We start from the raw sequence: 18291 nt of genomic DNA on the forward strand, positions 1-18291 counted from the left end.
CTTATGCCCGCGTGTACTCACGCCGGCAGCGTCACCCGGAACGTGGAGCCCACGCCCAGCTGGCTTTCTACCGCCACCCGGCCACCGCCGTTTTCTACCAAGCGCTTCACCATGTACAGCCCTACACCCGAGCCCGGTACGTGGGTATGCAGCCGCCGAAACAGCACAAACAGCTGCCCTTGCTGCTGCTCGCTCAGGCCCAGGCCGTTGTCGTGCACCTCCAGCACCACCTCACCGGCCGCGCCGTGGCAGCGCAACTCCACGTGGACGGGGCGGCCGGGGTGGGCGTACTTCAGCGCGTTGCTGATCAGGTTATACAGAATGCTGCGCAGGCTCTTGGGCGAAAAGCGCACCGTCGGACAGGCTTCCACATCTATGCTGAGCAGGGCGCCGGCCGAGGCCAACTCCGGCTGCAAATCCAGGCGCACGGCCTCCACCAGCGGGGCCAGCGGCACGGCTTCCACCGGGGCCGCCGGCATCTGCTGTAGCCGCGAAATATCGGTGAGGTGGCCCAGCGTGGTCTGAAAACGGGCCACCGACTCATCCATCAGGTGCAGCAGCTGGGCGGTGTCGGCCTCCTGCAGCACGGGGGGCGGCAGCTGTGTGCGCAGCGCGTGCAGCAGCCCCTCGATGTTGGCAATGGGCGCCTTCAAATCGTGCGAGGCCGTGTACACGAAGGTGTCCAGGTCGCGGTTAGTGCGCGTGAGCCGTTCGTTGGTTTGCTGCAGGGCCGCGTTGCTGGCTTGTAGCTCCTCGTTGAGGCGCAGCACCTGCCGGCCCGCCTGTACCTGCTCGGTCACCTCAAACACGAACACCATCACCCCATCAACCTGCCCCTGCCCGTTGCGGCGCGGCTGCAGCACAAAGTTGAAGTAAAGCTCTTCGGGCACCCCGTCGGCGGTGCGGGCCAGGGGCACCAGCATGCCGTTGGCCTCGTGGGTGCGGCCCGTGGCGTACACCTTCCGCAGCAGCGCGTACACCGGCTGCTCGGCTATTTCTGGCACTGCTTCCAGCAGCGGACGGCCCAGCAGCCGGCGCCCCGGCAGTAGCTGCTGGTAGCGCGGGTTTACCAGCTCGTACACCAGCTCGGGGCCGCCGTAGATGCAGATGCCCGCCGGCGCCTCCATCACCAGCTGCTCCAGGCGCTGCCGGGCTTGCTCCGCCTCGGCACGGGCTGCCTGGGCTTCCTGCGTGCGGTGAGTCACGCGCACTTCCAGCCCGGTATTCAGTTGGCGCAGTCGCTCCTGCATCAGCTCCAGCTCCACGTTGTGGGCCAGGGCTTCCTCGTGGGCCGCCTGCAGCTGCCAGTTCGCCGCGGTCAGGTTCTGGTTGAGGCCCTGCACCTGCTGGCGGGCCCGCACCAGCTCGGTTATTTCGGTGCCCACCGTGATGATGCCCGTCACGCGCCCGTCGATGGACCGCTGCGGCTCAAACACGAGGCTCCAATACACTGTGTCCTCGCGGCCGTGGCGATTGATGCGCGTGGCTTGCTCGTGGGCCACGTACCGCTGCCCGGTGGCCAGTACATTATTGAAAATGTCTACGACGTCCTGCGTGGCGGCTTCGGGCAGCACCTCAAACACCGGCCGGTGCAGAACCTCGGTCAGCGGGCGGCCCCAGATGGCGGCCGTGGCCTCGTTGGCCAGTACCACTACGTGCTGCGGCCCCTGGTACACGGCCAGTGCCAACGGGGCCTGCGCGAAGATGCGTTGCAGTTCCGCATACTGGGTTTCGGCGGTGGTGCGCGCCAGTACCTCGCGGGCTTGGTCGCGGCGCAGGGCTTCCTCCACGGCCGTGCGTGGTTGGTCGTTGGTATCGGTGAAGCTCACCACCAGCAGATCGGCGTGGCGCTGGGCGGCCAGCAGATAATAGCCGTTGAGGCCGTCGTGCTGGTAATTGTTGGTGCGGCGCTGCTCCTGCCCCGATAGAAGCGCGTTGCGGTAAAAGTCGAACACACCCGCCGCCGGGGCCGTCGGGTACAGGGTCAGAAACGAAGAGGTCGGGCACTCGGGCAGCCCCAGCATCTGCTGTCCCGCCGGGTTCAGGTACACCCAGGCCAAATCCACAATGGTGCCGTCGGTGTACACCGGGCGCATCACCATCACCCCCGCGTGGCTGATGCGCAGCAGCGGGCCCAGCAGCCCCGGCGGCAGCGCCCCCTCGGCGGAAGTTTCAAAAGCGGAAGTACCTGTCATAAGTGCCCGGGAATACGGCCGTAACTTCGGTAAAGATAACCGCCGTCGGCAAGGTGCCGCAGGGCGCTTGTATGGGATGTATTCGGCCCTCAGCGCCCCATCAGCCATTGTTTTTGGCCGCAGGAGGGTAATACAGTTGAGGTCTGCGCTTCGCGCAACCTTCCACGGGCTTTTGGAATGACTGACTGCACGGCCCACTGCCGCTACTGACGGCGCCGCCGGTCACGCGGTGGCCTCGAAAAGAAAAGCTTGCATTCTTCGGCGGCCTTTCCCACCTTTGGCTTACTCAGTACCCCACAAGCTCATGCTCGCACCGCAGGCCCAGTACTTTTTTAGCTACTATTTCTACTACGCTCACGCGTAGCAGCGAGGCCTCTTTGTAGCAACCCTAACCCAGATTCTACAAGCGCCTCCTGCCCGGGAGGCGCTTTTTTTCTGCCCATCAGTCCCGCACTCATGCTTCGCACGGCCCGCTTTTTTTATGGCTTCTATTACTTCTTCTACCGGAAGAAGCGGGGCCCTATTTGCGCAGCCTGAAGTCAGGCACACCCAGCAAAACCACCAGGGCCCCGCTACCGCGGAGGCCCTTTTTTATTCCCTCCCGCATGACTCAAACTGTTGCCATTCAAGGCTTCGCCGGAAGCTTCCACCAGATTGCCGCCCAGCACTACTTTGGCCGGGCAGTGACTGTGTACTCCTGCGCGACCTTCGCCGAGGTGGTGCGGCAGGTGGCTAGCGGCGAAGCGGCCTGCGGGTTGATGGCCATCGAGAATTCCATTGCCGGCAGCATCCTGCCCAACTACCGCCTGCTCCAGCAGGCCGCGCTGCAGATTACCGGCGAGGTGTACCTGCAAATCCGGCAGCACCTGGTGCTGCTGCCGGGCCAGACGCTGGCCGACGTGCGCGAAGTCCGCTCCCACCCCATGGCCCTGCTGCAGTGCACCGATTTCCTGAGCCGGCACCCGCATTGGCGGCTGGTAGAGACGGAAGACACAGCCCTGAGCGCCCGGCATATCCAGGAGCAGCAGCTCGCGGGTGTGGCTGCCATTGCCGGCGAGCTGGCCGCCCAGCTGTTCGGCCTCGATATCGTGGCGCCCGACATCCACTCCGCCGCCGACAACTACACCCGCTTTTTGGTAGTGGAGCGCGCCGGCCACGCCCAGCTCAGCAGCGAGCAGCACAACAAGTCTTCTCTGTACTTCCACACCGCGCATCGCCGCGGCAGCCTAGCCGAGGTGCTCACGCGCATTGCCGCCTGCGGCATAAACCTTTCCAAGCTGCAGTCCTTTCCGCGGCCCGGCACCACCTGGGAGTACTACTTCCATGCCGACCTGGAATTCGAGCAGCCCGAGGACTTCCAACAGGCGCTGGCCTCGCTCAACGAAGTAGCTGAGAGTGTGCGGGTACTGGGCATCTACCATAAGGGGCAGACTTACTGATCAGCAGGCAAATAGACGACCAATAACAGACTCAACCTCAGCCATGAATATCCAAGTTGCTCAGCGCCTGGCGCCCATTCAGGAGTACTACTTCTCGCAGAAGCTGCGCGAAATCGACGCGCTGAACCGGGCCGGTGCCAATGTCATTAACCTCGGCATCGGTAGTCCCGATCTGCCGCCGCACCCGAGCGTAATCGAGGCGCTGACCCGTTCGGCCCAACTGCCCACGACGCACGCTTACCAGAGCTACAAGGGCGTGCCGGCGCTGCGCCGGGCCATGGCCGAATGGTATGAGCGCAGCTACGGCGTGGCGCTGGATGCCGACAGCGAAGTGCTACCGTTGCTTGGCTCCAAAGAGGGCATCGTGCATGTGTGCATGACCTTTCTGCAGCCCGGCGACGAGGCGCTGATTCCCAACCCTGGCTACCCTACTTACCGCGCCGCCGTGCACCTGAGCGGTGCCACGCCCGTCGACTACGACCTCACCACCGAAAACGACTGGCAGCCCGACCTGCGGGCCTTAGCCAGCCGCGACCTAAGCCGTGTAAAGCTCATGTGGGTGAACTACCCGCACATGCCCACCGGTGCTCCGGCCGATGCGGCGGCCCTGGCAGAGCTGGTGGCTTTTGCCAAAGCCCACGGCATCCTGCTGGTGCACGACAACCCCTACAGCTTCATCCTGAACGAGCATCCGGCGAGCCTGCTGGCCGTGCCCGGCGCCCGCGAAGTGACCCTGGAGCTGAACTCGCTCAGCAAGTCGCACAACATGGCCGGCTGGCGCGTGGGCCTGCTGGCTGGCCGCGCCGACCTGCTGCAGGAGGTGCTGCGCTTCAAGAGCAACATGGATTCGGGCATGTTCCTGCCGGTGCAGCAGGCCGCCGTGGCCGCCCTGCAGTTGGGCGCTGAGTGGTTTGAGGCGCTGAATGCTACCTACCGCGCCCGCCGCGAGCAGGTGTTTGGCCTACTCGATGCCTTGGGCTGCCGCTTCGACCGCCGGCAGGTGGGCTTGTTCGTGTGGGCGGCGGTGCCCACCTCGCACGCCGACGGCTTCGCCCTCAGCGACGAAGTGCTGCAAGCGGCGCGGGTGTTCATCACGCCCGGCGGCATTTTCGGCTCCAACGGCAACGGCTTCGTGCGCGTGAGCTTGTGCCAGCCCGAGGCGGTGCTGACGGAGGCCCTGGAAAGAATCGTCAACGCCCGCCTGGCAAGTGCGGCGCTAACCCATTAAGGCCATGATTGTAACCATAATCGGTGTGGGGCTCATTGGCGGCTCGCTCGCCCTTAGCCTGAAGCAGCAGGGCCTGGCCGCGCGCGTCATTGGCGTCGACCGCAGCCCGGAGAACCTGCGCAAGGCCCAGGATCTGGGGCTTATCGACAAGGCTCACAAGGACTTAGCCGCGGCCGTGGCGCCCGCCGACCTGGTCGTAGTAGCCGTGCCCATGGACGCCATGCTCACGGTACTACCCGCCGTGCTCGATCTGGTGACGGAGCGCCAAGTGGTCATCGACGTGGGCTCCACCAAAGCTGCTCTGCTGGCTGCCGTGCAGGCCCACCCGCGCCGGGCACGCTTCGTGGCGGTGCACCCCATGGCCGGCACCGAGTACTCCGGGCCGGAGGCGGCGGTGCCGGAGCTGTTTGCGGGCCGCACGCTGGTTATCTGCGACGCGGCCGGCAGCGCCCCCGACGCGCTGCAGCTCGTCGAAACGCTGTTTCACCAGCTGCCCATGCGCCTGGTGCACCTCGCTGCCGCCGACCACGACGTGCACACGGCCTACGTGTCGCACATCTCGCACATCACCTCCTTCGCGCTGGCCCTCACGGTGCTGGAAAAGGAAAAGGAGGAGCAGCGCATTTTCGAGCTGGCCAGCGGGGGCTTCGCCTCCACCGTGCGCCTGGCGAAAAGCTCGCCCGCCATGTGGGTGCCCATTTTTCGCCAAAACCGCCTCAACGTGCTCGACGTGCTCGATGAGCACTTGCACCAACTGCAGCGCATGCGCGAACTGCTGCAACAGGAAGATTACGCTGCTTTTGCCGCGCTCATCGAGCAGGCCAACCACATCCGCCGCATCATCAAATAAGCCGCGAAATAGACATATGCCCCGCCTTTGAAGGCAGAGCATATGTCGCCCTCCACTTCTCTTCTCTCGCCTCAAAACCTTCTTTTGTCATGACTTCTGCTGCCCCTCTCGCCGCTACCATCAACCCGCTCATTGCCGACAAGCCGCTGGTCGTTTCCGGTCCGTGCTCGGCCGAAACCGAACTGCAGGTGCTCGATACCTGCCAGCGCCTGGCCGACACCGGGCGCGTGAACATGCTGCGCGCCGGTATCTGGAAGCCCCGCACCAAGCCGGGGCTGTTTGAGGGCATCGGCACGCGGGGGCTGCCCTGGCTGATCCGGGCCAAGGAACAAACCGGGCTGCCCGTGGCCGTGGAAGTAGCCACGGCCAAGCACGTGGAAGACTGCCTGGCCTTCGGCGTGGATGTGCTTTGGCTGGGCGCGCGCACCACCGTCAACCCCTTCTCGGTGCAGGAGGTAGCCGATGCGCTGCGCGGCGTGAAGGTGCCAGTGCTCATCAAGAACCCCCTGAACCCCGACGTGGAGCTGTGGACCGGGGCCGTGGAGCGCCTGACAAAAGTAGGCGTGGAGCACCTGGGCCTGATTCACCGCGGCTTCAGCAGCTACGGCAACACGGAGTTCCGCAACGCCCCGATGTGGCACCTGCCCATCGAGATGAAGCGCCGTTTCCCCACCCTGCCTATTCTCTGCGACCCGAGCCACATTGCCGGCCGGCGCGAGCTGCTGCACGGCTTGGCCCAGCAGGCCGCCGACCTGGACTTCGACGGCCTCATGATCGAAGCGCACCAGAACCCCGACGCGGCCTGGAGCGACGCGGCCCAGCAGGTGACGCCCGAGGCCTTGGCCGAGCTGCTGGCGGGCCTCACGTGGCGCCGCGAAACCACCGACCAACAGGAGTTTCTGACGGCCCTGGCGCAGCTGCGGGAGCGAATCAACCACCTCGACGACGAGATTCTGCAGCTCATCAGCAAGCGCATGGCCGTGGCCGAGCAGATCGGGCGCTACAAGAAGGACAACAACATCACCATCCTGCAGCCCGGCCGCTGGCAGGAAATCGTGGACCGCGGCGTACGAAAGGGTGCCAAGCTGGGCCTGAGCCAGAACTTCATCCACCGCTTCCTCGATGCGGTGCACCTGGAGTCCATCACCCACCAGGACCGGGTGATGAATGAATAGCGGGAAAGCCGCAGAGCCAGCAGTGAGGCTAGTTGCCCTCCTCAGCGGAGGAGGGCAACTAGCTTCTGGCTTTAGCTGGAAATCTACTTTTTCGGGCGGCTTTCGTTCAGGCCTTTCTTGATGATGGCGAAGGCCGGGTTGTCGGGCGAGGACACTTTGCGCAGCAGCATATCGGCCTGGCGGAAGTGCGGATAGGCTTCGGCGGGGCGCTGCAGCTGCATATCCAAGCAGGCCACGTAGAAGTGCAGCAAGCCCTGCACGGCGGGCGTCTGCGGGGCTGCGGGGAGCTGTTCCTGGAAGAAGGCGGCCATAGCGGCGGGTTGCTCGTGCTCCTGGTAGATGTCCATCAAGTCGCTATACACCGCATCGTTGGCCGGGTTCAACTGGAAGAGCTGCAGCGTGAGGGCTTTGGCATTGGGCGCCTTGGCGGCTACGGCGGCGGCCACTTGTGCTTTCAGTGCGTCGTAAGCGGCTTGGTCCTTGGCATTGGCGGCGGCTTCGGCTTCGCGGGTGCCGAGCAGGTTGGGGGCAGCGCCGCCTTTCAGCTGCTTTTCCAGAGTGGCGGTCATGCTCACGGCGTCGGCTTTGTATTCGGGGTTCTGGTATAGCGCACCGGCACGGCGGGCGTGGGGCAGCGCGTCGGCGGGGCGGCCGAGGGCGCTGTAGGCGTAGGCGAGGTTGTAGTGGGCGTTGGGGTAGTTGGGGTTCAGGGCCAGGGAGCGTTCCAGCTCGGCGGCGCCCTCAGCCATTTGCTTGCGCCGCATCGAGATGAAACCCAGGGCGAAGTGCGACTCAAAATCCTCGCGCTGGTGGGCGTGGGCCGTGGTAAAGTATTGCTCGGCGCGCTGCAGCAGCTCGTCTTCGCTCAGGCCCTGACGGCCGCAGCCGCACTGCTGCACGGCGTAGTAGTAATGGCCCAGGCCCAGATCGAGGCCGTAGTCGGTGGGGCGCAGGCGCTTGAGCGAATCCAGCAACGGGCGCAGCGGCAGGCGGACGCTGCCGTAGCGGCCGGGCTTGCCGCGCAGTTCTTCCACGCGCTGAGTGGGCTTGAGGTCCTGCAGCCCGAATATTTCGTGGTTGACGCTAAGCAGGTAGTAGTTCAGCACCACGTCTTCCTTCTTCAGCAGCACCGCGGTGCGGGCGTTTTTTGGGTCGAACTTATCCAGCACCCGGTACGCCGATTCGTACTTCTTCTGCTGAATCAGCTGCTCGGCCTGCTGCAGCACGGCGGCTTCGGTTTGGGCCTGGGCGGCGGGTGCGAGCAATAAGCCAGCGGCGAAAAAGGATAAAGCAAGACGCATGGGAGGTTGGATTGGATAAATAAGCCGGAGAATAGGCAGGCCAACGGCGGCAGATGGGACAGGTTTGGGGCGACGCCAGAGTACAGGGCAAGCTACCAAATGCTGCTTCGGCGACCAAGCCACTGCTCGGCGGCGGTATTTCGCGCCGGCTCAGCCCGACTATTCGCCGAAAATGCCGTATTTCTGCCTGGCCGCAGCTCCGGACCTGGCCGCTTCCCCTATGCCGCTCTTTTATTCCCTGATGAAGCCTCCCGTGCAGCTGGCGCTGCGCGTGTTTTTCCGTCGCATCGAAATCCGTCACCCGCAGCGCCTGCAGGAGCCGGGGCCGCTGCTGGTGGCCGCCAACCACCCCAACACCCTCATGGACCCGCTGCTGGTAGCGGCCAATCGGCGCCGCAGCCAGCTGTTCTTCCTGGCCAAGAGCACTTTCTTCCAGAACCCGGTGTCGCGCTGGTTTTTTGAGCGCTCCAACTGCATCCCCGTCTACCGCCGCCAGGATGTGGAATCCGGCGACGCCAACATCACGCCCGCTCAGCTGGCCGAGCTGAACGAAAAAGCCTTCGGCCGCAGCTACGACCACCTCGGCCGCGGCGGCCTGCTGATGATTTTTCCCGAGGGCACCAGCGTGGCCGAGCGCCGCCTGCGCCCCTTAAAGACGGGCGCGGCTCGCATTGCCCTCGGTGCCGAAGCCCGCCACGATTTCCGCCTGGGTTTGCGCATCCTGCCCATCGGCCTGAACTACTCCGCGTCCACGCGCTTCCGCTCCGATGTGCTCATCAACCCCGCCGAGCCCATCCAGGTAGCCGACTACGCCGCGCAGTATAAGCAAGACCCCGACGCCGCTGCCGACGCCCTCACCGAGGAGCTGCGCCGGCGCCTGGAAGACCACCTCGTGGTGACCCGCGACGACGCCGAGGACGCGCTGGTGCGGCAAGTGGAAGATACCTTCGGCGACTACCTCGTGCCCGACCACGACGAAGGCAGCCCCTACGAGGAGTTTCAGCTCACGCGCACCCTGTTGCAAGCCGTGGCGTGGTTTGAGCGGCACCAGCCGGCGCACCTCGACGAGCTACGCCAGCGCGTGACGGATTATGCCGCCGAGCTGCGCCGCTTGCGCCTCTCCGACGAAGCCCTGCAGCGCAGCGGCGCCGGCCGCGGCCGCCTGGAGCGTGGTCTGCTCACCACCCTGAAAGTGGTGCTGGGCTTCCCGGTGTACCTCTACGGGGCCGTCAATAACTACGTGCCCTACATCATTCCCTCCCTGGTGGCCAAGCGCGCCACCAAAGACGTGGAGTTTATTGCCCCGCTGATGATGGTGACGGGCATGTTCACCTTCGGCCTGCTGTATCCGCTGCAAATCTGGCTGGTGCACCGCCTCACGCATAGCGCCTGGCTCACGGTGCTCTACGCCCTCAGCCTGCCCGTTACCGGTTTCTACGCCCTGCACTATTGGAACGAGCTGACCCTGCGCCTGCAACGCCTGCGCGTGCTGCGCCTGTTTCGCCAGCACCAGGGCACCGCCGAAGCCGTGCTGCGCCAGCGCGCCACCATCCTGCGCTTGCTCGGCGAGGCTCGAACGGCCTACGTGACGGCCCAAACTGCCGGTAGCGCGAACTGAAAGTCGCCGCGCCGGCTAGGGCTTGCCGCCGTTCCCTATCGGGCCGTAGCTGGGCGTGCCGCCGGCTTTGGCGGTGAGGCCCAGCGTCAGGATTTCGGGCAGGCGTAGCGTTCTGTTGGTCAGCCAGCTGACGAAGTACAGGTCGTTGGTGCCGATTTCGGCGGCCAGCAGGCGCCGCCGCGGCCAGCCGCCCGCGGCCGTCTGGGCCAGTCGAGCCCCCACAAAGCCGTGGATGCGCAGCGCCGAGGGCCACCAGTAGTACTTGTTGGTCGAATAGCGCCGGTCGGGGTTGCGCACCAGGTACAGGTTCGGGCCGGGCGTGTAGCTGATCATGCCGCCCACCGTCAGCGGCGAGAGGCGCCACGCCGCCTCCGAGCCCAGCCGGAAGCCCCGCGGCGCGTAGGTCGTTTTCAGGCTGAACACCGGCAGCGGGCGGCCGCCCGCCAGCTTGCCCGGCAGCACGCCTATCAGCAGCTCCGGTTCCAGTTGCCGATGGGCCAGCCAGTAGCCGCCGCCCACGGCCACGGCTCCCGAGCCGCCCGCCACCTGCACCGACACGAAAAACGGCCCCGCCGCCTGCGCGTGCGCTGCCGTGCCGGCCAGGCCCAGCAGGGCCGCCGTCAGCAAAAGCGAGGGGTTAGGCCTGAGGTCCATACGTCACGGTTTCGAGGCGGAACTGCCGCTCGCCCCACACCGAGAGGATGTGGTAGCGGTGCTTCTGCAAGCTGTAGGTGGTGAGGTAGGGCACGCCGTCGTGGAAGGGGTGGCCGGCGGTGTGGCGGTGGATGTGGGCCGCCAGGTGCATGGCCGGGCGCGGGCTGCGCGCCAGCGCGGCGGCGTAGGCGGCCGTCAGCTTGGGGTCGAAGTCGAGGTCGGTAGGCGGCACGTGGCTGACCACGACGGCGCGGCGCACGCCTACGGTATCGGCTAGCTCGCGCTGCAGCCACGCCACATCGGGCACGCGGCCGCCGAAGCCCGACTCCCGGCCGTTGGTATCGATCAGCACGAACTTCACGCCGCCGTACACGAAGCTGTAGTTCAGGGGCCCGAACACGGCCTGATAAGCCTGTCGGCCGTTGCCTACCTGGTCGTGGTTGCCGATGACGGTGAGGTAGGGCACGCGCAGCTGCCCCAGGCGGCGGTCGGTCCACTGCAGCTCCCGGGCTAGGCCGAAGTCGGAAATGTCGCCGCCGACGAGCACGAAATCAATGCCGCGCTGCTGGTTGACGCTGCGCACGAAGTCGGCCGTTTCGTCGTAAAAGCGCTGGGTATCCCCCACGAAGACGAAGCGCACCGTATCGCCCCGGGCGGCGCGGGGCTGCTGGCGCAGGCGCGCCAGGTGCCGGGCCGTGAGCTGGCTGGCCCCGGGCATGGTCACCTGGTGCGGGCTGAATTCGAGTAGCTGACAACTCGCCGCCAGGATAAGCAACCCCGCGCCGACGCTCCAACGAGTAAAAACCCTCATCCACCCCATGCGGCCGGGAAGTAACAAGCCCGCGTACCGGTAATACCGCGCAGACTATCATTCGGTTACAGCGCCGGGCGATTTACAGATCCAGCTTCACGCCGAAGCCGAGTGTGAGAATCTCGTGCACGCCCAGGCCGCCCAGATTGGTAAACAAACTAGCCAGGTACAGGTCGTTGGTGCCCAGCTCGTAGTAAGCACCCAGGGTGCGGGGCCGGCCGTAGCGCGTGGTGCCCACCACCCGCGACACCTTGCCGCCCACGAAGCCGCCGATGCGCGTGCGCGACGACCACCAGTAGTAGCCCTTGTAGTACTTGTCGTCGCGCGTGTTGTTCAGCCCCCGGCTGGCCGTGTGGCTTACCAGGGCGCCCACGGTGAGCGGGCGCACCTGCCAGCGGCCCGCTGCCACGGGCAGCGTCCAGGGCGAATAGCCGGCTTTGGCGGTGAAGACGCCCATGGGCGTGACGCTGTATTGGCGGGGCACATAGCCCGCCAGCACGTCCAGATCAATGCGGCCGCGCAGGGTGGTGTAGCCCACCCCGCCCGTAATCATGCCCTGGCCGCCAGCCGTTTGCAGCACCACATGGTGCGGGTGGTACCACGGCTGAGCGGCCAGGCCTGCCGGGGCCACCTTGGTTTCCTTGGGCGGGGCCGGTGCTTCCAGCGGCTCGGCCACCAGCGCCAGCGTGGTGCTGTCAAGCTGGGCGGTGGCGGGCAGCGCGGCCCCCCACAACACGAATAGAAGTAGGCGGCGCATCAGTACTGCACGGTTTTAAGCGAAAACTCCTTTTCTCCCCACACCGTCAGCACCACGTACTCCCGCTTCTCGAAGCTGTAGGAGTTGATGAATGTCAGCCCGTTTTCGTAGGGCTCCCCGATGCTGAAGTCGTGGCGGTGGCCGTTCAGCTCGAAGGCCACGCGCGGCGCGTCATTAAGCGCCTGCACGTAGGGCCGCTCCAGCTGCGGATCGAAGTCGGCATCCATGGGCGGCACGTGGCTCATCACCACCTGCCGGCGGATGCCGGGGCCCGGCTCGCTCAGGGCGCGCTGCACCCACGGCACGTCGGGCACGCGGCCGTTGAAGCCGTACTCGCGGCCGTTGGTGTCCACCAGCACGAAGCGGGTGCCGCCGTACTCGAAGCTGTAGTTCAGCGGGCCGTACACTTTCTGGTAGGACTCGCGGCCGTTGCCCACCTGGTCGTGGTTGCCGATGACGGTGAGGTAGGGCACGTCAAGCTTCTTGAGCCGGTCGTGCACCCAGCGCATTTCCCGAATCAGCCCGAAGTCGGAGATGTCGCCGGCTATGGCCACGAAGGCCACGCCCGGCTGCTGGTTCACGCTCTTCACGAAGGCATCGGCCTCGTCGTAAAAGCGCTGCGAATCCCCCACAAACACGAAGCGCAGCGAGTCGCCGCCCAGCGGGTTGGGCTGCTGCTGCAGGCGCTCCAGGTTTTTACGGGTCAGGTTGCTGTAGGCCTCCGGCGTGCGCGTCTCGTTGGGGTTGAACTCAATCAGACCGCAGCCGGAGAGCAGGGAAGCAAGGGTGAAAGCGCTACCAGCCAGCAGAGCTGGGCGCAGGCGCAAAAGGCGGTGGAAAAGCGAGAAGAAGTAGGTCATAGGTAGTGTCTCGGGGCGCAGATGTGCGGCCTTGGCTCCCGAGGTCAGGAGCATATACCTACGAGCAGGAGGTTTTGTTAAATAAAAGCCCGCCGTGTATCGGACATCCAGATAATTTTATTTTAACTTACCGGGTTTTACCTGCGTTTTATAGCGCAGTGTACAGCGCCTGATCGGCTCCGCACCGGCTATTCTGGCATTCGGGCGGTTACTAACAGGTTACCAGCTGCTGGGGCTATTCGTCCAGGTACTGGTGCACAAACTTGATGGCCATGGAGCCCTCACCCACGGCCGAAGCCACCCGGGCCATAGCCCCGGCGCGGCTGTCGCCGGCCGCGAAAACGCCCGGCACGCAGGTTTCCAGGGCGTACGGCTCGCGCTGCTTTTTCCACTTGGTGGCGTAGCGCGGGTCACTCACCAGGTCGCGGCCGGTGAGCACGTAGCCTTTGCCGTCGCACAGCAGCACGTCGCACACCCATTCGGTGCTGGGCTTGGCGCCGATGAACACGAACACGGCCCGCGCCGGGCACTGCTGGCTCTGCCGGGTTTGGCTGTTGCGCAGCACCACGCTTTCGAGGTGGTCCTGGCCCTGCACTTCCGTTATTTCGGTGAAGGGCAGCAGCTCGATGTTGGGCGTGCGCCCGATCTGCTCGATGAGGTAAGCCGACATGGACGCGGCCAGCGACGCGCCACGGATGACGATGAACACCTGGCGCGCGTAGGTGGCCAGGTACATGGCCGCCTGCCCGGCCGAGTTGCCGCCGCCCACCACGTACACGTCCTGCTGCGCGCAGGAGCGGGCCTCGGTACGGGCTGCGCCGTAGTACACGCCTGCGCCGGTGAGCTGCTGCATGCCGGGCACCTCCAGTTGGCGGTAGCTCACGCCGGTGGTCAGCACCACGGCCCGCGTCCGGATTTCGCTGCCGTCGCCCAGGGTCAGCACTTTATACTCGTCCTGCACGCAGAGCTGCGTGACTTCCTGCGGCGTCAGGAACTCGGCCCCGAGGCGCACGGCCTGCGTCCAGGCGCGGTGGGCCAGTTCGGTACCGCTCAGGCCCGTGGGGAAACCCAGGTAGTTTTCGATGCGCGAGGAGGTGCCGGCCTGCCCGCCGGGGTTTTGCCGCTCGATGAGCAGCGTCTTGAGCCCTTCCGAGGCGCCGTACACCGCCGCGGCCAGCCCCGAGGGCCCGGCGCCCACCACCACCACATCGTAAAGCGCCTGCAAGGCTTTCAGGGCCAGACCCAGCTTTTCGGCCACCTGCGCACGGGTGGGCTGGGCCAGCGCCGAGCCATCTTCAAACACGGCCACCGGCAGCTCGCTCGGCGTCAGGTTCAGGGAGCTGAGCAGGGCCTCGGCTTCGGGGTTGGATTCGAAGTCCAGCCACTGATACGCCACCATGTAGGCGGCCAGGAAATCCTTCAGCTCGTGCGAGAGCGGCGACCATTGAAAACCCAGCAGCCGTACCCCGCGGAAGCGCGGCCGGTGCTGGGCCTGCCAGGCGCTCAGCAAATCGTGCAGCGTGGGGTAGAGCAGGTGCTGGGGCGGGTCCCAGGGCTTCATCAGGTAGTAATCCAGGCGGGCGTCGTTGATGGCCCGGATGGCGGCTTCGGTGTCGGCGTAGGCGGTGAGCAGCACGCGCTTGGCCTCCGGAAACAGCGTGCGCGCCTGCTCCAGCAGCTGCACGCCCTCCATATCGGGCATGCGCTGGTCCGAAAGCACCAGGGCCAGGGGCTCGGCGCGGGCCTTGAGCTGGCGAATCACTTCCAGGCCTTCGGCGCCCGAGCCGGCCCGCACCACGCGGTAGTCGGGCCGGAATTCCTGCCGTAGGTCGCGGTCGATGGCCGATAGCACTTGCGGGTCGTCGTCGACGACGAGCAAAACAGGTTTCTTATCCATGGCTTGGGTGCGGCATAAGGGGGTATCAGTTGTCATCCTTGCGCCGACATCGGCGCAGCAAAGGACCTTCCCACGCCGGTAGTAGCTATCCGGGTAGGGGCGTTTGCGCGCGTCGGTCCGGCGCGTTTCGCTCAGGATGACTGCCAGAAACGGTGTTATCTATTCTTCTTCCATCGGTAGCCACACGCAGAACTCGGTGCGGCCGGGCACGGAGCTGACGTTGACACGCCCGCCGTGACTGAGCACGATGCGGCGGGCAATGTCGAGGCCCAGACCGGTGCCTTCACCCACGGGCTTGGTTGTAAAGAACGGCTCGAAGATATGCGGCAACACGTCGGGCGGAATGCCCGGACCACTGTCTTCGATGCAGACCTGCACAAACTCGCCGGAGCGGCGGGTGCGCAGCGTGATGACGCCCTCTGTGCCGATGGCATCGATGGCGTTGTCGATAAGGTTGGTCCACACCTGATTGAGCGCGCCGGGCTGGCCCACCACGCTCAGCAGGCCCTCGGCGTAGTCGCGCACCACGCGGATGTGGTGCTTGCGCAGCGGGTAGCTCAGCAGGGCCAGGGTGCTATCGAGGCCACCGTGGATGTCGGTGGGCACCAGGCCGGCGGCGCGGTCCATGTGGGAGTAGTCCTTCACGTTGTGCACCAGCTCCGAAATGCGCCGTGAGGCTTCCTGGATGTCGCGCACCAGTTGCCGGCTGGTCAGCTGGGCCTCCAGCCAGCGCAGGGCGGGCCGGCGGGCGTCGGCGGGCAAGGCCGCGAGTACCGGAGCCAAGGCGTCGGCATCGAGGGCGCCGCTGAGCAGGCCGGTAGCCAGGCCGTGCACGTCGGTTATGCCCTGCTGATTAAGCCAGTCTTCCAGCTCTTCCTCGCAGTCGGCCCGCTCCAGGGCCGAAATGGAGGCGCCGGGCAAGGTGGAGCGGCTGGCCAGCATCAGCAGCGGCGGCAGCTGCTCGGCCGTGACGCCCGCGGCCACCAGCTCCTGCAGCAGCACGGCCTCCGAGCCGGTGCGGTTCGACAGCTCGGCGGCGGAGCGGCTGATGGCGGCGGCAGGATTGTTCAGCTCGTGGGCCAGGCCGGCGGATAGTTTGCCCAGGGCGCGCAGCTTGTCGTCGCGCTCCTGGGTGCGGGCTTCCTCGCGCACCCGGTCGCTCATCAGCCCTACCAGGCGCTGCACCAGCTCGGGGCTGATGCGCTCCAGCTCGGGAAATAAGTCGCGGTGCAGCAGCAGCAGCGAGGCATCGGCCACTACCACGCCCACGGCCGAGGTCTGGCGCAGGCGGGAGTAGGGCAGCACGCCGGTTACCATAGGGGCCTCGAAGCGCAGAAACGGTTCGCGGTGGCCGTTTTGCTCGCGCCACAGCTGCAGGCTGCCGCGCAGCAGCACAATCAGGTGGTTGGCTTCTTCGCCGGGATGAAACAGCTCGGTGCCGGCGGGCGCCTCACGCGGTTCGCCGTGGGTAAGCAGCCAGGTGAGCACGTCATCGGGCAAACCCTGCAGGGCGGGCACCACGGTCAGGTCTTCGGCGGTAAGGGTTGCGGTTGTGGCCATAGCACGTCGACTGGAAAGGGACAACACAAAAAACAACCGGCGCCCGCAGGCGGGGTATGCGAAAGTAGCGGAAGCCACCGGGTTTTGGCATCACCGGCCGGCGGCTCTCGCGTTGGCAGACGCCGTTCGGGCAGAAATACTTTGGCCCCAACGCAAAACCGCCCACCAGCCAGGGGCCAGTGGGCGGTTTTGCGTTGGGAGATTGACGCGGTACTATTCGCGGGTTAGCTTCACCGTGCTCTTGCCCTGCGGGGTAGTTACCGTCAGGAAATACAGCCCGATGGGCAGCTTGCCCGCGCCTTCCAGGGTCATGGTGCTGGCCCCGGCCGCTGCGTTGGCTTGCTGCTGCAGTAGCAAGCGTCCGGCAGTATCGTGCACGTGCAGCGATACTTGTCCGGCAGTAGCCAGGGTGAGGCGCACCGTCAGCTCGTCGTGGAAAGGATTGGGGGCGGCCTGTACCAGCTCGCTGCGCTCGTCTACACGCACGGTGCGAACAGGCGAGTAGCTGGCCGTGCCGCTGCGGTCCACCTGGTGGAGGCGGTAGTAAATCACGCTGGCCCCGTAGCGCGCAATGCCGAGGTCGGTCAGCTCGTAGTCGGTGCGGTGGGTGGTGGTGCCCTGGCCAGCCACCGTGCCGATGCGGCGGAACGCGCGGCCATCCACGGAAGCTTCCACCTCAAACCGGTCGTTGTCTTTTTCCAGTGCCGTGGTCCAGCGCAGCAGGGCATCCTTGCCCACGCGCTCGGCCGTGAAATCCACCAGTTCTACCGGCAGCGGGTTGGCGGCGTTGCTCACCGTGAAGGAGCCGCTCAGGCTGCTGGCGTTGGCCGTGATGCTGCGCGAGGCCGAGGCATCGGCGGGCCCGCCCACGGGCAGCCAGCTGGCGTTGGCGGCAGTTTTCTGCCACAGCTGGGCGTTGCTGAAGTTGGTCAGGCCGTTGTCGTTGTCGGCTACCCAGGTCAGGGTTAGCGGTACCTCCGAGGTCGGCTGCTGCGCGGCCTGCACCGTCCAGATCCGGTCGATGCCCTTGAAGGCGGCGTTATTGGGGTTCGTGCCGTAGCTGACGTCGGCCCGGCGCAGGCCGGCGGTGCGCGTCACGGTTACCTGCCCGAGGTTGTTGGCACCCGGCGTCAGTGCCAGGCCGTTGCCGAAGTCGAAGACCGAGGCTCCGCTCACCGCCGTGCGCACCACGCGCAGGTTACCCTGCACGTACTGGCCCGCGGCTTCGCCCTGCACGGTGGCGCCGTTGGGCAGGGTGATAACGACGCTGGCGGGCGTGCGCACCATGCCCTTGGTGAAGCTAAGCTGGTTGCTGATGGTCAGGTCGGCCGGTACGATAAGCGTATCCTGGCCGGCAGTCGGCTTGCTGACGACCACGCGGTACAGCGTGGCGCCACCCGGCGTCAGCGTCTGATTGGTCGTGCCGCTGAATACCACTGAGCCGTTGCCGCTCACGGTGCCTTGGTTGACGAAGTTGCCGCCGAGCTGCAGCGTGCCTTCGTTGGTAAGGGTGCTGCCCGCGGTGTTGGTCACGGCCCCGTCGACGTATAGTACAGCCCCAGAAGATACTGTCAGTTGCGCGCCGTTAATGGTCATGTTCTGAGCCATGCCAGTCAGGCTCAGGCCAAGGAAACCAATAGAACCGTAGAAAGCTTTCATAGAATGGATTAAAGAGTTCCGGGCCGGATTTGCATCGGGGCCGCTAAAGTACACAGGCGGTCCGGTTAAACCTCATTTATTTACCAGGTTGCGCTTCAGGCCTTTTGCCCGCCGCTACGGCGCCCGGAGGAGCCAGCAGCTGGTATCAGGCCCGAGCCGAAGCCAAACTTACCACCGGGCTACCGCTGCCGCCGGGCTATGTATGCCAACGGCACCGATTGGGTAGCCAACAGCCCGCCCGGTGCTACTGGGGGCGCCGCTACCAACTAGGAGGAAACAGCGACGCG

At 65.7% G+C, this 18291-nt stretch carries 14 protein-coding genes; 5 read left to right on the forward strand and 9 right to left on the reverse strand.

Annotated elements, in window-relative coordinates:
• Nucleotides 1–17 precede the first annotated feature (17 nt).
• Entirely contained in the window at nt 18–2195 is a 2178-nt protein-coding gene (locus tag B0919_RS03325) for a PAS domain-containing protein (protein ID WP_078010758.1), read from the reverse strand.
• A 605-nt stretch (nt 2196–2800) separates the two neighbouring features.
• Between B0919_RS03325 and B0919_RS03330 the strand changes: the two genes are divergently transcribed.
• The 4 genes from B0919_RS03330 (at nt 2801) to B0919_RS03345 (ending at nt 6887) form a co-directional block, all read left to right on the forward strand.
• Nucleotides 2801–3634, forward strand: coding sequence for a prephenate dehydratase (locus B0919_RS03330; protein WP_078010759.1), 834 nt, complete (start codon nt 2801–2803; stop codon nt 3632–3634).
• Nucleotides 3635–3677: 43 nt separating this feature from the next.
• Nucleotides 3678–4862, forward strand: a complete 1185-nt coding sequence (locus tag B0919_RS03335; protein WP_078010760.1) for a pyridoxal phosphate-dependent aminotransferase — start codon at nt 3678–3680, stop codon at nt 4860–4862.
• Between the two features lie 4 nt (nt 4863–4866).
• The gene (locus B0919_RS03340; RefSeq protein WP_078010761.1) at nt 4867–5712 is read left to right on the forward strand and encodes a prephenate dehydrogenase; all 846 of its coding nucleotides are present in this window, start codon (nt 4867–4869) and stop codon (nt 5710–5712) included.
• 89 nt (nt 5713–5801) lie between these two features.
• Complete coding sequence (locus B0919_RS03345) at nt 5802–6887, forward strand: chorismate mutase (protein ID WP_078010762.1); 1086 nt, start codon at nt 5802–5804, stop codon at nt 6885–6887.
• A gap of 83 nt (nt 6888–6970) precedes the next feature.
• Here the strand turns inward: B0919_RS03345 and B0919_RS03350 are convergent, their stop codons facing one another.
• A complete protein-coding gene (locus B0919_RS03350) occupies nt 6971–8188 on the reverse strand; it encodes a tetratricopeptide repeat protein (protein WP_078010763.1) in 1218 nt (405 codons plus the stop codon).
• A gap of 241 nt (nt 8189–8429) precedes the next feature.
• On the opposite strand from B0919_RS03350, the gene B0919_RS03355 reads away from it, so the two are divergent.
• Complete coding sequence (locus B0919_RS03355; protein WP_176132829.1) at nt 8430–9806, forward strand: lysophospholipid acyltransferase family protein; 1377 nt, start codon at nt 8430–8432, stop codon at nt 9804–9806.
• Between the two features lie 15 nt (nt 9807–9821).
• On the opposite strand, the gene B0919_RS03360 is transcribed toward B0919_RS03355, so the two are convergent.
• The 7 genes from B0919_RS03360 to B0919_RS03390 form a co-directional block, all read right to left on the reverse strand.
• Nucleotides 9822–10460 (reverse strand): hypothetical protein, encoded by a 639-nt coding sequence (locus tag B0919_RS03360; protein WP_139361872.1) that lies wholly within the window; start codon nt 10458–10460, stop codon nt 9822–9824.
• The gene (locus B0919_RS03365) at nt 10444–11178 is read right to left on the reverse strand and encodes a metallophosphoesterase family protein (RefSeq protein ID WP_254846465.1); all 735 of its coding nucleotides are present in this window, start codon (nt 11176–11178) and stop codon (nt 10444–10446) included. Before B0919_RS03365 ends, B0919_RS03360 begins: the two co-directional genes overlap by 17 nt.
• A gap of 175 nt (nt 11179–11353) precedes the next feature.
• Entirely contained in the window at nt 11354–12028 is a 675-nt protein-coding gene (locus B0919_RS03370) for a hypothetical protein (RefSeq protein ID WP_078010767.1), read from the reverse strand.
• Nucleotides 12028–12888 carry a metallophosphoesterase family protein gene (locus tag B0919_RS03375; RefSeq protein ID WP_078010768.1) on the reverse strand — a complete coding sequence of 287 codons (861 nt, stop codon included), beginning with the start codon at nt 12886–12888 and terminating at the stop codon, nt 12028–12030. The genes B0919_RS03370 and B0919_RS03375 overlap by 1 nt, the downstream gene beginning before the upstream one ends.
• Before the next feature lie 235 nt (nt 12889–13123).
• Nucleotides 13124–14785, reverse strand: a complete 1662-nt coding sequence (locus B0919_RS03380) for an FAD-dependent oxidoreductase (protein WP_078010769.1) — start codon at nt 14783–14785, stop codon at nt 13124–13126.
• 159 nt (nt 14786–14944) lie between these two features.
• Nucleotides 14945–16345: a sensor histidine kinase gene (locus tag B0919_RS25915; RefSeq protein WP_078010770.1), complete on the reverse strand. Its 1401-nt coding sequence runs from the start codon at nt 16343–16345 to the stop codon at nt 14945–14947.
• A gap of 213 nt (nt 16346–16558) precedes the next feature.
• Nucleotides 16559–18004, reverse strand: coding sequence for a T9SS type A sorting domain-containing protein (locus tag B0919_RS03390; RefSeq protein WP_078010771.1), 1446 nt, complete (start codon nt 18002–18004; stop codon nt 16559–16561).
• Between the last annotated feature and the right edge of the window lie 287 nt (nt 18005–18291).

It is taken from the genome of Hymenobacter sp. CRA2, from assembly GCF_002007105.1.
In the GTDB taxonomy this organism is placed as follows: domain Bacteria; phylum Bacteroidota; class Bacteroidia; order Cytophagales; family Hymenobacteraceae; genus Solirubrum.